Source organism: Pseudophaeobacter sp. (assembly GCF_039971195.1).
GTDB lineage: Bacteria > Pseudomonadota > Alphaproteobacteria > Rhodobacterales > Rhodobacteraceae > Pseudophaeobacter.
Genome location: NZ_JBDWPJ010000153.1, coordinates 16,722 through 28,601 on the forward strand (window position 1 = coordinate 16,722; position 11,880 = coordinate 28,601).

The 11,880-nt window shown below is 57.9% G+C and carries 15 protein-coding genes; 12 read left to right on the top strand and 3 right to left on the bottom strand.

The genetic code is table 11. The features are described from left to right. Nucleotides 1-85: 85 nt before the first annotated feature. Nucleotides 86-964 carry a LysR family transcriptional regulator gene (locus ABJP42_RS13660; RefSeq protein WP_348341246.1) on the top strand — a complete coding sequence of 293 codons (879 nt, stop codon included), beginning with the start codon at nt 86-88 and terminating at the stop codon, nt 962-964. Beyond that, nucleotides 961-1,866: a DMT family transporter gene (locus ABJP42_RS13665; protein WP_348341248.1), complete on the top strand. Its 906-nt coding sequence runs from the start codon at nt 961-963 to the stop codon at nt 1,864-1,866. The genes ABJP42_RS13660 and ABJP42_RS13665 overlap by 4 nt, the downstream gene beginning before the upstream one ends. 8 nt (nt 1,867-1,874) lie before the next feature. Here the strand turns inward: ABJP42_RS13665 and ABJP42_RS13670 are convergent, their stop codons facing one another. Beyond that, entirely contained in the window at nt 1,875-2,213 is a 339-nt protein-coding gene (locus ABJP42_RS13670) for an ArsR/SmtB family transcription factor (protein WP_348341250.1), read from the bottom strand. A 71-nt stretch (nt 2,214-2,284) separates the two neighbouring features. Further along, nucleotides 2,285-2,998 carry a sulfite exporter TauE/SafE family protein gene (locus ABJP42_RS13675; RefSeq protein ID WP_348341252.1) on the bottom strand — a complete coding sequence of 238 codons (714 nt, stop codon included), beginning with the start codon at nt 2,996-2,998 and terminating at the stop codon, nt 2,285-2,287. A gap of 323 nt (nt 2,999-3,321) precedes the next feature. Between ABJP42_RS13675 and ABJP42_RS13680 the strand changes: the two genes are divergently transcribed. The 7 genes from ABJP42_RS13680 (at nt 3,322) to ABJP42_RS13710 (ending at nt 7,478) form a co-directional block, all read left to right on the top strand. Then, the gene (locus ABJP42_RS13680) at nt 3,322-3,666 is read left to right on the top strand and encodes an AtpZ/AtpI family protein (protein WP_348341254.1); all 345 of its coding nucleotides are present in this window, start codon (nt 3,322-3,324) and stop codon (nt 3,664-3,666) included. Between the two features lie 38 nt (nt 3,667-3,704). Next, complete coding sequence (locus ABJP42_RS13685) at nt 3,705-4,505, top strand: F0F1 ATP synthase subunit A (protein WP_348341256.1); 801 nt, start codon at nt 3,705-3,707, stop codon at nt 4,503-4,505. A gap of 84 nt (nt 4,506-4,589) precedes the next feature. Then, entirely contained in the window at nt 4,590-4,826 is a 237-nt protein-coding gene (locus tag ABJP42_RS13690; RefSeq protein WP_008205040.1) for a F0F1 ATP synthase subunit C, read from the top strand. 87 nt (nt 4,827-4,913) lie between these two features. After that, complete coding sequence (locus ABJP42_RS13695; protein ID WP_348341258.1) at nt 4,914-5,450, top strand: F0F1 ATP synthase subunit B'; 537 nt, start codon at nt 4,914-4,916, stop codon at nt 5,448-5,450. 4 nt (nt 5,451-5,454) lie between these two features. Then, nucleotides 5,455-6,015 carry a F0F1 ATP synthase subunit B gene (locus tag ABJP42_RS13700; protein ID WP_348341260.1) on the top strand — a complete coding sequence of 187 codons (561 nt, stop codon included), beginning with the start codon at nt 5,455-5,457 and terminating at the stop codon, nt 6,013-6,015. Nucleotides 6,016-6,239: 224 nt separating this feature from the next. Continuing rightward, nucleotides 6,240-6,563: a DUF1330 domain-containing protein gene (locus ABJP42_RS13705; RefSeq protein WP_348341261.1), complete on the top strand. Its 324-nt coding sequence runs from the start codon at nt 6,240-6,242 to the stop codon at nt 6,561-6,563. A gap of 321 nt (nt 6,564-6,884) precedes the next feature. Then, nucleotides 6,885-7,478 carry a potassium channel family protein gene (locus ABJP42_RS13710; RefSeq protein WP_348341263.1) on the top strand — a complete coding sequence of 198 codons (594 nt, stop codon included), beginning with the start codon at nt 6,885-6,887 and terminating at the stop codon, nt 7,476-7,478. A gap of 151 nt (nt 7,479-7,629) precedes the next feature. On the opposite strand, the gene ABJP42_RS13715 is transcribed toward ABJP42_RS13710, so the two are convergent. After that, nucleotides 7,630-8,400 carry a FadR/GntR family transcriptional regulator gene (locus ABJP42_RS13715; protein ID WP_348341265.1) on the bottom strand — a complete coding sequence of 257 codons (771 nt, stop codon included), beginning with the start codon at nt 8,398-8,400 and terminating at the stop codon, nt 7,630-7,632. A gap of 205 nt (nt 8,401-8,605) precedes the next feature. On the opposite strand from ABJP42_RS13715, the gene ABJP42_RS13720 reads away from it, so the two are divergent. The 3 genes from ABJP42_RS13720 to ABJP42_RS13730 form a co-directional block, all read left to right on the top strand. Further along, nucleotides 8,606-9,814 carry an aminotransferase-like domain-containing protein gene (locus ABJP42_RS13720; RefSeq protein ID WP_348341267.1) on the top strand — a complete coding sequence of 403 codons (1,209 nt, stop codon included), beginning with the start codon at nt 8,606-8,608 and terminating at the stop codon, nt 9,812-9,814. Between the two features lie 59 nt (nt 9,815-9,873). Next, a complete protein-coding gene (locus tag ABJP42_RS13725; RefSeq protein WP_348341269.1) occupies nt 9,874-10,188 on the top strand; it encodes a hypothetical protein in 315 nt (104 codons plus the stop codon). A gap of 260 nt (nt 10,189-10,448) precedes the next feature. Next, the coding region (locus ABJP42_RS13730; protein ID WP_348341271.1) for a chromosome segregation SMC family protein at nt 10,449-11,880 on the top strand (1,432 nt) is incomplete at its 3' end.

Genomic DNA, 11,880 nt, shown 5'->3' on the forward strand with positions numbered 1-11,880 from the left:
GTTATAGCAAAAATGAACACAACTGCCATCAGGACACAGATTGTGTGCAATTTTGCAGCTTACTGTTTGAAGCGAGGGCATTGATATGGAAAATTGGGATGAGGTGCGCACCGCCTATCAGGTGGCACGTATGGGCACGGTCAGCGGTGCTGCCGAAGTATTGGGCGTACATCACGCCACGGTCATCCGCCATATCGACGCCATCGAGGCCCGGCTGGGGGTCAAACTGTTTCAGCGCCATGCGCGCGGCTATACGCCAACGGAATCCGGTCAGGATCTGCTGCGGGTGGCGCAGGCCACCGACGATCAGTTCAGCCAGTTGGTGGGGCGGCTCAAAGGCCAGGGCGATGAGGTCTCGGGCGAGTTGGTGGTGACCTCGCTGTCGTCGATGTCGCATCTTTTGGTGCCTGTCTTGACTGAATTTCAGCAGATGCACCCTGGTCTGGTCATTCGCTACCTGACCGGGGAACGTCTGTTCCGGCTGGAATATGGCGAGGCCCATGTGGCGCTGCGGGCCGGCAATGCGCCGGATCAGCCCGATAATGTAGTGCAACCCTTCCTGAAGCAGAAGATCGGTCTGTTTGCTGCACAAAGCTACGTGGATCGGCACGGAATGCTGAGCGGCGTCGACGATCTGAAGAACCACCAGTTTGTCGGCACCGATAATGAAAACAGCCGTGCGCCCTTTAACAAATGGCTGCGCGAACACACCACCGAAGACACCATCATCTTTCGCTGCTCCGATGGTGTCGCGATGCAAGAGGCGGTGATGGCGGGGGCCGGCATTGGCTTTATGTCGATGTGGGAGGCCTCGCGCCGCCCCGGATTGATCAAAATGATGGATTCTCAGGTGGAATGGGAGGGCAGTCTTTGGCTGGTGACCCATGTGGATCTGCACCGCACCAACAAGGTGCAAAGCTTCCTCAGTTTCCTGAAGGACCGCGCCAAGGCCTGGCAGGCATGAGTCCGGTCCAGCGCGCCCATGGCGCCATGTTGCTGTTTTCGATCCTGGTGGCCGGGTCGTTTTCGCTGGGCGTGCTGATTGCCAATGACATTGCGCCAATGGCCCTGAATGCCGCGCGCTTTGTCATTGCGGCGGTGGTCATCGGCGCGGTGGCGACGCTCAGCGGTCAGCTCAACCCCAACCACTACAGGGGCTCCTGGCGCTATCTGGTGCTGGGGGTGTTTTTTGCCAGCTATTTTGTGTTGATGTTCTATGGGCTGCAAACCGCTGACCCGGTGAGCGCCTCTGCGGTGTTTACCCTGACGCCCGTGCTGAGCGGGATCTTTGGCTATTTGCTGCTGCGGCAGGTAACGACGCCGCGCATGGCGCTGGCGCTGGGTATTGGCGCTGCCGGGGCGCTCTGGGTGATTTTTCGTGCCGATCTGGCGGCTTTGCGGGCCTTTGATGTGGGCCGCGGCGAGGCGATGTATTTCCTCGGCTGCGTTTCTCATGCCGTCTACACGCCCTTGGTGCGCAAATTGAACCGGGGGGAGCCGGCGGTGGCCTTTACCTTTGGCACCCTAGTGGCCGGGGCGCTGTTGCTCATGGTGGTGGGATGGCAGGATATTTGGGCCACTGATTGGGCCAACCTGCCACCGCTGGTCTGGGTGGGGTTGTTTTATGTGGCGATCTTTGCCAGCGCGGTGACCTTTGTCTTGCTGCAATTTGCCAGCCTGCACCTGCCGGCAGCCAAGGTTATGGCTTATACCTATCTCACTCCCAGCTGGGTGATCGTCTGGCAGGTGGCGCTGGGCAACCCGGCGCCGACGGGGCTGATCCTGGTGGGGATTGCGCTGACAGTGGTGGCCCTGGTGTTGCTCTTGGAAGATGCGGCCAAACCTGTGGGCCGGACCAAGGCCTGAAGGTGTTTTCAGGGCGCGCTGGGGTTATCGTCCAGCTCGCTCGCCAGGAAACGCTCAAAGGCATCAAGGTTCACCGGTTCGAACTGACCAAACCCCTGCATCCAGACCGAGGCGCTGCGCATCGCATCTGGCTGCAGCTTGCACCATTTCACCCGCCCCCGTTTCTCCTGTGCGATCAGCCCGGCGCGGCTGAGAATAGTGAGATGTTTGGAAATCGCCGCCAGTGACATCTCAAAAGGCTCAGCCACATCGGTCACGGCCATATCATCCTCCAGCAACATGGTGAGGATGCTGCGACGGGTTGGATCAGCCAGGGCGGCAAAGACGGTATCAAGTTCACTGGACATGCGGCGCACATTATGCGGCTCTGGTGCCAAAGGAAAGCGGGGAGAAAACTGAAGTGGGCCTGCGCTCTAAGCTAAACGCCCTGGGTCAGAATGATCGCGCCAGATATCAAGAGCAGGAACAATACTGCTCGGCGAAAACTCTCTTCGCTGACGCTTTTGAAAGCCCTGACTCCCAAAAGAGCACCAAGGACGGTAAAGGGGGTGGAGATGCCGATGTAGATCATCAGCTCACCGTCGAGCTTACCGATCACGAACATGGCGAATGAGGCAAAGCCCAGCACCAATAGATTGAATGGCTGATAGCGAGCCCTCTGCTGGCGCGCGGAAAACCCCCTGAGCTGCAACCAGACCAGCGGCAAGACGCCCGACAGCCCGGCAAACCCGCCCAGAACACCGCTGAAAAACCCGATCACTCTGTCGGCCATGCCTTCGGGAGAGGCAGAGACGGCGGGTCGTGGCCATCCTGCAAACTGTAAAAGGGTGTAGATCACCAGAAAGCCGCCAATAATGGTTTTGACCAAACTCGGCTCCATCAAGGCCAAGGCGGCAGCACCAAGCGGAACACCCAGGAGGCCACCGGAAAGCAGGTAGCTGCATTTGCGCCAGTCCAGCTCAACCGACAATTTGAACAGCCCGATGAGCTGCCCAACCAAAGCCGAAACGATGATAAGCGGCGGAACGATATGCGCTGGTAAGACAAGGAACCAAAAACCGGAGGCCACAAGTGCAGTACCAAAGCCGGCAAAGCCATTGATAAAGCCAGCCGCAGATGCGCCGGCTGCCAAGGCTATAAGTAACTGGAATTCGATCGGACTGCTCCCTGCTCCCAAAAGCACCTTCTGCAGGTCGCAGTGGATTGGCAAGCCGGAACAGAGGTTGAGGTTTTGTGAGTGTGGGATTGTGGGCTATTTCCAAGATCAACCGCTTGGTTGAATAACGTAAACGGGCAAAATCCCTGCTGATGCCGTGAATGGGGAGCGGAGCTCCAATTTGATCGATTGTGAAACACGTTTAAAATCAAACTTCTAAGTTAATTCTCCCTGCGGCGCTTGAACAATTGACTCTGAGGCCCCAGCGCCTTAGCACCTCTCATAGAAATCGCGTGAGGATGGCGCCCGTGACAGATGATGACCAAAAGCAGCGCATGGCGCAGCTGGAGGCCAAACTGGCAGCGGCGCGTAAGGCCCAGGAGCCCAAGCCGCGCGTTGATGAGCACTACTCTCTGGCCAATCAGGCTTGGCGAATGGTGATGGAGTTGGTGGTCGGTCTTGGGATCGGCTTTGGCATCGGATACGGCCTGGACCTGATTTTTGGGACCCTGCCGATCTTTATGGTGTTGTTTGTAATGCTTGGACTTGCCGCTGGCGTGAAGGTGATGCTTCGCACCGCGCAGGAAATCCAGGAACAGAAACTGGCCGAACAGGCCGATGAAAATGCAAAGGCTCAGGACTGATCGCAAGATCAACACCTGACGACAGGAGAAGCGGAACGATGGGCAAGCTGTTCTTTTACGTAGTCTTGGCACTGGTAGTGGTGTCTGGCTTGATTTTTGCACCAGCGGTGTCAGAGCTGGCAATCCACCCGATGGATCAGTTCAACGTGACATCCTACACCAGCGACCACGTCAGCATGTTTGCATTCACCAATGTCACCCTCTGGTTGGCACTGGCCGTTGTCTGCGTCTTCCTCTTGATGGTTGTCGGCTCTTCGCGCCGCGCCATCGTGCCCGGTCGCGCCCAGTCGATTGCAGAACTGACCTACGGTTTCATCTACAAAATGGTTGAAGACGTTGCCGGCAAAGATGGCGTCAAGTTCTTCCCCTATATCATGACCCTGTTCCTGTTCATCCTGATGGCCAACTTCCTCGGTCTGATCCCGACCTCCTTTACCACCACCTCGCATATCGCTGTGACTGCGGTCCTGGCTGGCCTGGTATTCTTTACCGTCACCATCGTTGGCTTTGTCAAAAATGGCGCTGGTTTCCTTGGCCTGTTCTGGGTGTCGAGCGCGCCGCTGGCGCTGCGCCCCATCCTGGCCATCATCGAGCTGATTTCCTACTTCGTACGCCCCGTGAGCCACAGCATTCGTCTGGCAGGCAACGTCATGGCGGGCCACGCGGTTCTGAAGGTTTTTGCAGGCTTTGCAGGTGCTCTGGGCCTGTTCAGCTTCCTGCCGATCTTTGCGATTACTGCAGTCTATGCCCTCGAAGTTCTGGTGGCCTTTATCCAGGCCTATGTCTTTACCATCCTGACCTGCGTGTATCTGAAAGATGCCCTGCATCCGAGCCACTAAGGTCCAGGCAACAAGTTACCCGCTGATCCGGTCTTGGGTCAGCGGGATCCCAAATCACCACATTCCATCGTAAGGAGAATACCCATGGAAGGCGATATCGCACAACTCGGTCAGTTCATCGGCGCAGGCCTCGCAGCAATCGGTTCCGGCGCAGCCGCAATCGGTGTTGGCCACGTAGCCGGCAACTTCCTGGCAGGCGCACTGCGCAACCCTTCGGCAGCCGCCGGCCAGACAGCTACTCTCTTCATCGGCATCGCCTTTGCAGAAGCCCTGGGCATCTTCTCGTTCCTGGTTGCTCTGCTGCTGATGTTCGCAGTCTAAGACCTTAGGACACTTTATCCTTACGGTCGGGCGGTAGGCCCAACGGTCCACCGCCCGATGTAACGGCAAGTTCCCAAGGAGAACGACATGGCATCTAATACTCAAGACGCAGCTCACGGCGCCGCCGAATCTGCTCCGGGCATGCCGCAGCTGGATTTCTCGACCTTCGGGAACCAGATCTTCTGGCTGGCTATCGCGCTCGTCGCGATCTATCTCATTTTGTCGCGTGTCGCGCTGCCCCGCATTGCTGCGGTTCTGGCAGAGCGTCAGGGGACCATCACCAACGACCTCGCTGCGGCTGAAGATCTGAAAGCCAAGGCAGTTGAGGCCGAAGACGCTTATAACAAGGCTCTGGCGGATGCCCGCGCCGAGGCACAGCGTATCGCCGCCGAAACACGCGCCGAAATCCAGGTTGGTCTGGACGAAGCGATTGCCAAGGCGGATGAACAGATTGCTGCCAAAGCGGCTGACTCTGAAAAAGCCATTGGCGAGATCAAGGCTGGCGCGCTGGAAAGCGTAAAAGTTGTGGCCGCTGACACCGCCGAAGCTCTGGTTGCTGCCCTGGGTGGCAAGGCAGATGCAAAAGCAGTCGCTGCCGCGGTTGCTGACCGGATGAAAGGATAAGGACATGCGCAAGCTACTGACCCTGTCTCTTCTGGCTCTGACCTCCGCAACCCCTGCTTTTGCAGCTGGTGGTGGTCTGACCATGGCAAACACCAACTTTGTTGTTTCGCTTGGCTTCCTTCTGTTCATCGGCATTTTGCTCTACGTCAAAGTGCCCGGCCTGTTGGGGGGCCAGTTGGACGCCCGCGCCGAAGGTATTCAGAAAGAGCTGGACGAAGCCCGCGCCCTGCGGGAAGAAGCCCAGACCATTCTGGCCTCCTATGAGCGCAAGCAGCAGGAAGTTCAGACCCAGGCGGATCGCATCGTGGCTTCGGCGCGTGAAGATGCGGCTGCGGCGGCTGAAGAGGCCAAAGCGGAGCTGGAGCAATCCATCGCCCGCCGTCTGGCCGCTGCCCAAGAGCAGATCGCTTCGGCTGAAGCTTCGGCTGTGAAAGAAGTCCGCGACCAGGCGATCTCGATCGCTGTTGCTGCCGCCGATCAAGTGATCGCCAAGCAGATGACCGCGACTGAAGCCAACAAGCTGATCGACGCGGCGATTTCCGACGTCAACGACAAGCTGCACTGATCTGATCAGGTCACTTCAGCTAAGTATCAAAAACCCGGTCCTTGTGGCCGGGTTTTTTGTTTGGTCTTGAACGCAATCTTCCCTGATCTTCGGTTAGCTACCTGTTGCTGGAGCTTGCCACAGCTGCCTAGAGATCGCCTGAGGCACCACCAAAATGGCTGGTTTGTCTCGCAGGAGCAGTGCAAGTAAGTCCTGTTCCAATCCATAAACCAGGGAGCGCGCGGATGGCTGGCTATGTTCTTTTTCATTACAACATCATCGACAGGTCCCGGATCAATGAGCTGGGTCCAATGTCAGCGCCAATCGTAGAGAAGTACCAAGGCGAGCTGATTGTCACCAGTCCGGTAAAGCCCGTTAAGGGTTCGACGCCTTATGCGGGCATGGTGATGTATAAGTTTTCCAGTTTTGAAACGGCTTTGGAGTTCTATCACTCGCCTGAAATGACAGAGCTCGCGAAGTTCAGAAACCAAGTGATCGAGGGTTTTGCGACAGTAATACCGGGTCATTCTGAAACAGCGACGGTGGTGGCTTCAGGCTATTTTGAATAGCCTGGAGGCGAAAACTTCAGAAAACCACCGCGCCCGCCCCGTGGGGGCGGTTCGGGCGCTGCCAAAGCGTCGCTTTGGCAATTGACGCAACCCTAAACTAGGTTGGCCCTTGAAGGTTGCTCTGCGGACGAACCGGACGGAAGGTCACTAGCTACGAATGTCTGGTTATGCTTTGTCGTGGAACCGGCACGTTGCTATTCACGAGTAAGACGACTCGGTAAGCCATGTACATCAGCTGTGCCACGGAGCCGCCGTATTTGAATCCAAGAGTGAATTGAATATCAGTAAAACTTGCTGAATTTTAAAAGGATGTTTCCAAAGATGACGCGGTCGAAAACACTTAATTTACGCCAAGCAAGAAAACGGAAAGCTAGAGAAAGGCTCCAAGGGAGAAAGCATCGAGAGTTAAGCAAGTTTCGGGCTATTCTTTTGAATCCGGTTGTTCAAAACTCCATCTCTTTACTTATTTGTGGGTATATGGGGTGGAAGTTGTTTGTTGTACAAGACCTATGGGCCGTTGGCTTAGGCTCTCTTGGCCCCGCTGGTGCAACGATCGCCGCAGCTCTGACTTCCATCGCGTATGCGGGAATGTCAATTTTCCTGTTTTTTGTGGCGAAGGGAAAAACAGTCTTTCTTTCACTCGCTACGGCCGTACTGATGACATTGATGTATGCGGCAACGTATGAACAGCTTGGTCTTTCCGGGCGCGAAGAGTTTGTGAGGTGGGACTATATTTATTTCAGCCTAGTTACATTAACGACGCTTGGGTATGGTGACATCCATCCCACATCGGCAAGCCAGGGAGTTGCAGTTGTAAATTCTCTCTTTGGTTTCTTCTTTCTGGCTGTTATGATTGCAAAGCTGTTGACCCTAACAAAAATTCAATCTGTTTTGGAAGGCGCTAGGCGGTCCTGAACTTCACGTATTTGTCAGCGTTTCAAACTTTGTAGTGATTCAATGTTCGGTTCAAGATCGGATCCTGGCCTCAATTGCAGCATCTAACAGTTAGCGCATTAAGTCGGCCTTCGCTGCAGCATAGGTTTTGCGGCTCTGGCCGGTCAGCAGACTACCTTTTCCCGCTCTCATGCTCCAGCCGTTGCTGGGCGATCTCGGCGTTGCGTTCGGTGCGCTGGTGGTCGATCAGCGACTGTTTCACATAGTCCAGATGCGCTTCAACGGCGGCGCGTGCGCCCTCAGGATCACGGGCCTGTAGGGCGGCATTGATGGCGCTGTGCTGGCCCAGAAGCACCTCGAAGGTCGTGTGGTGACTGAACATGATGCGGCGGTTGTAAAACACGCCTTCGTGCAGCAGATCAAACATCGACCGCATCATATGCAGCATCACCACATTGTGGCTGGCATCCATGATGGCGGAATGAAACTGCGCGTCGAGGCTGGCGGCCTCGTCTGAGACAGAAGGGTCACCCGCAGCGACCATCTTGTCAAAAATGGCCTGGATCAGCTTCAGATCGGCATCCGAGCCAAATTTGGCAGCGCGCTCGGCCGCCAGTCCCTCCATGTCGCGGCGAAAGCTGAGGTAGTCAAACACCGCCTCGTCATGGCGGGCAAACAGCCGGATCAAGGCGGGCGAGAAGGCTGAGCCCAGAACATCGGCCACAAAGATCCCCGATCCTGCCTTGGCAGTGAGCAAACCGCCCTCCTGTAGCTCAGCAATAGCATCACGCAGCGAGGGGCGTGAGACACCGAGCCGCTCGGCCAGTTCCCGTTCCGAGGGCAAGCGTTCGCCAGGCGACAGGATGCCGCGCAGGATCAACTGTTCGATCTGGCGCACCACAGAGGCAGAGAGTTTCTCGGGCTGGACTTTCTGAAACGGCATGAGGGCCTCTGTCTGGTCGTGGGGGTCAGGCCGTGGCCCTGTGTAATTGGTCAAAACATATGACCACGACCAGTGCAAGCCCGCAAGTCTGGCGCAGCAAATGCAAAGCTGGATCACATCTGTTGAAATATTAGGTCAGCAATGTTGACTATAATCGCAATATTCGTAGCTTCACATCATTGAATCAGACTTCAGGAGAGCACCGATGTCATTGCAACAGATTTTTGCTACCCGCACTCACCGGATGAAGGCTTCGGAAATTCGCGAACTCCTGAAACTGCTGGACCGCCCCGGTCTGCTCTCCTTTGCCGGCGGCATTCCGGACCCAGACCTGTTTCCGGCAGCAGAGTTCTCGCAGGCCTTTCAGACCTGTCTCACCCCCGCGCACCAAGCCAAGGCGCTGCAATATTCCGCCAGCGAGGGCTATCCGCCGCTGCGCCAATGGATCAAGGCGGAGATGGTCAGGATCGGAGTGCCCTGTGAAGTGGACAATATCCTGATCACCTCGGGCTCGCAGCAGGCGCTGGACTATCTGGGCAAGCTGTTGTTGTCGCCAGGCGATACGGCGCTTGTTGGCTGGCCCACCTATCTGGGGGCGCTGGCGGCGTTTAATGCCTATGAGCCGCGCTATGACCAGCTCAATCCTACTGGCAATCGGTCTCCTGCCAGCTATCGACAGGCCGCGCAGGAGGAGGGTAGCGCAGTAAAGTTTGCCTATCTTTCCCCGGATTTTGCCAATCCAACCGGCGAGACCCTGTCGAAGGCGGGGCGCGAGGCGCTGCTAGATATGAGCGAGGAGCTGGGCTGCGCGGTCATTGAGGACGGCGCCTATCAGGCCCTACGCTACGAAGGTGAAAGTATTCCGCCGGTATTGGCGCTGGAGATCAAGCGGCGTGGCGGCATTGAAGACTGTCGCACGATCTATTGTGGGTCCTTCTCCAAAACCCTGTCGCCGGGCCTGCGGGTGGGCTGGGTGGTGGCTGCCAAACCGGTGATTTCGCAATTGGTGCTGATGAAGCAGGCGGCGGATTTGCATTCGCCCACCATCAATCAGATGGCGGTGCACCAGGTGGCCGAGGCCGGTTTTGAAGCCCATGTGGCAGGGCTGAAACGGGCTTATGGCGCCCGCCGCGATGCGATGCTGGCCGCCCTGCAGGAATTTATGCCCGAGGGGATCAGCTGGACCCGGCCTGAAGGTGGCATGTTTGTCTGGCTGACCCTGCCCAAACACATCGACGGAGGTCAGCTGTTGAAGCGGGCCCTGGAGGAAGAGAGCATTGCCTTTGTGCCCGGGCAGGCCTTCTTTGCTGATGGTGCAGGCTGCAATACCTTAAGGTTGAGTTTTTCGGTATTGCCGCAAGATCAGATCCGCAGCGGCATGCAGCGCCTGGGGCGGTTGTTGCATTCTGCCTAAGGGGGATTGCGGTGGTTTGACTGGATTTCCTGCCCTGACTGCGCGACAGTTTTTGGGCCATGCGTTTTCTTGCCAATATCCTGATAGGCGGGCTGTTATTCTGCACAGTTTCCTCCTGTTCTGACAGCCATAGCCATTTTGCCGGGGCTGAGGTGACGCGGGTGACAGTGGCGGGCAGCACCTTTGATATTCGCCTGCGTGGCAATCTGGCTGAAGCGGCGCGGATCAATCCGCAATATGCTCCGCGACTCGGCCCGCTGCAGGCGCAGGCTGCCGCCGCTATGGCCCGTGTGAGCGGTTGTGATGTGAAAGGAGTGTTAGGGGATCAGGCGCTGATGACCGGTGTGCTTGACTGTCCGGACCAAGAGTTGTGAGGCTGAGTGCAGGTCGCGAAGGGGGAGAGGGGCCAGCCCCTCTGCGGCTGCGCCGCATTCACCCCGGAATACTTGCAGGAAAGGTGAAAGCCGGACCAAGGCCAGGTGCGAGGGGCTGCGTTTTGGTGGGCGGGTGTATTTATCCACAAGATATAGTGGCGCAAAGGGGATCTGTCGCAGGGATTGGGGGCGGCAAGCGTTGACTCTGCGCCAGTGAACCTGCTCGACTTGGGGCAGGCAAGAATCACTCAGGGGCGGCTTTGCGCTTTTCCAAACTCAGGCTCAATGGCTTTAAAAGCTTTGTCGACCCGACCGATCTGATCATCGGTGACGGGCTTACTGGCGTGGTCGGGCCCAATGGCTGTGGCAAGTCCAACCTGCTGGAGGCGCTGCGCTGGGTGATGGGGGAGACCCGTGCCAAAGCGATGCGCGGTGGCGGCATGGAGGATGTGATCTTTGCGGGCACTACTTCGCGCTCGGCCCGAAATTTTGCTGAGGTCAATCTGATCATCGACAATTCCGATCGGTTGGCGCCCTCGGGGTTCAATGATGCGGACCAGTTGGAAATCGTGCGCCGGATTACCCGCGATGTGGGCAGTGCCTATAAGTCCAACGGCAAGGATGTGCGCGCGCGCGATGTGCAGATGCTCTTTGCCGATGCCTCGACGGGCGCGCATTCCCCGGCGCTGGTGCGTCAGGGGCAGATCTCGGAATTGATCAACGCCAAGCCCAAGGCGCGTCGCCGCATTCTGGAAGAGGCTGCGGGTATTTCAGGGCTGTATCAGCGTCGCCACGAGGCGGAGCTGAAGCTGAAGAACACCGAACAGAATCTGCTGCGGGTGGATGATGTGGTGGAGCAATTGGCGGGCCAGCTGGGGCAATTGGCCCGCCAGGCCCGTCAGGCGCAGCGGTACCGCGACATTGGTGAAAAACTGCGTCTGGCTGAGGGCATGTTGCTGTACCGTCGTTGGCGTGAGGCGGATGATGCCCGGCTGAGCGCAGAGCAGGATCTTTCGGTGCGCTTGACGCAGGCTGCCAAGGGCGAAGCCCTGTCGCGGGCTGCTGCTGCCAACCGGGCTGAGGCAGAAGAAGGCCTGCCGCCCCTGCGCGAAGAGCAGGCCATTGCGGCGGCCATCCTGCAGCGGCTGGTGGTGCAGCGGGATGCGCTGGGAGATCAGGAGGTGCAGGCGCGCCAGACCATTGAACGGCTGGTGAGCCGGATCCAGCAGATGGGCAATGACATCGACCGCGAGGGGGGCCTGAACCGTGACGCGGGGGAGACCATTGAGCGGCTCGACTGGGAGCAAAAGGAACTGGCCAAGGCCAGTGATGGTCATGATGATCGCCTGGAAGAGGCAGGTGAGCTGGCCCGTGAGGCGGGCAAGATCCTGGAGACCCGCGAGGATCACCTGACCCAGCTGACCGAAGATGTGGCGCGGCTCTCGGCGCGCTATCAGTCGGCGCAGCGTCTGGTCGAGGACTGCAAGCGCACCCTGGCGCGGGCCGAAAGCGAAGGGGCGACGGCACAGAGCGCGCAGGATCAGGCGGGTGAGGCCCTGGAGCTGGCCGGGGAAGGCTTTGAGGCGGCTATGGCCACCGAAGAAGAGGCCCGTGAGGCGGTGGAGCTGGCCGAGGAGGCGCTGGCCGCCGCAGACGAGGCCCGCACGGAAACCCAATCGCTGGAATCTGCCG

Coding starts and splice junctions, on each gene's coding strand:
- ABJP42_RS13660 (WP_348341246.1), top strand. CDS start 86: ATGGAAAATTGGGATGAGGTGCGCACCGCCTATCAGGTGGCACGTATG.
- ABJP42_RS13665 (WP_348341248.1), top strand. CDS start 961: ATGAGTCCGGTCCAGCGCGCCCATGGCGCCATGTTGCTGTTTTCGATC.
- ABJP42_RS13670 (WP_348341250.1), bottom strand. CDS start 2,213: ATGTCCAGTGAACTTGATACCGTCTTTGCCGCCCTGGCTGATCCAACC.
- ABJP42_RS13680 (WP_348341254.1), top strand. CDS start 3,322: ATGGCGCCCGTGACAGATGATGACCAAAAGCAGCGCATGGCGCAGCTG.
- ABJP42_RS13685 (WP_348341256.1), top strand. CDS start 3,705: ATGGGCAAGCTGTTCTTTTACGTAGTCTTGGCACTGGTAGTGGTGTCT.
- ABJP42_RS13690 (WP_008205040.1), top strand. CDS start 4,590: ATGGAAGGCGATATCGCACAACTCGGTCAGTTCATCGGCGCAGGCCTC.
- ABJP42_RS13695 (WP_348341258.1), top strand. CDS start 4,914: ATGGCATCTAATACTCAAGACGCAGCTCACGGCGCCGCCGAATCTGCT.
- ABJP42_RS13700 (WP_348341260.1), top strand. CDS start 5,455: ATGCGCAAGCTACTGACCCTGTCTCTTCTGGCTCTGACCTCCGCAACC.
- ABJP42_RS13705 (WP_348341261.1), top strand. CDS start 6,240: ATGGCTGGCTATGTTCTTTTTCATTACAACATCATCGACAGGTCCCGG.
- ABJP42_RS13710 (WP_348341263.1), top strand. CDS start 6,885: ATGACGCGGTCGAAAACACTTAATTTACGCCAAGCAAGAAAACGGAAA.
- ABJP42_RS13715 (WP_348341265.1), bottom strand. CDS start 8,400: ATGCCGTTTCAGAAAGTCCAGCCCGAGAAACTCTCTGCCTCTGTGGTG.
- ABJP42_RS13720 (WP_348341267.1), top strand. CDS start 8,606: ATGTCATTGCAACAGATTTTTGCTACCCGCACTCACCGGATGAAGGCT.
- ABJP42_RS13725 (WP_348341269.1), top strand. CDS start 9,874: ATGCGTTTTCTTGCCAATATCCTGATAGGCGGGCTGTTATTCTGCACA.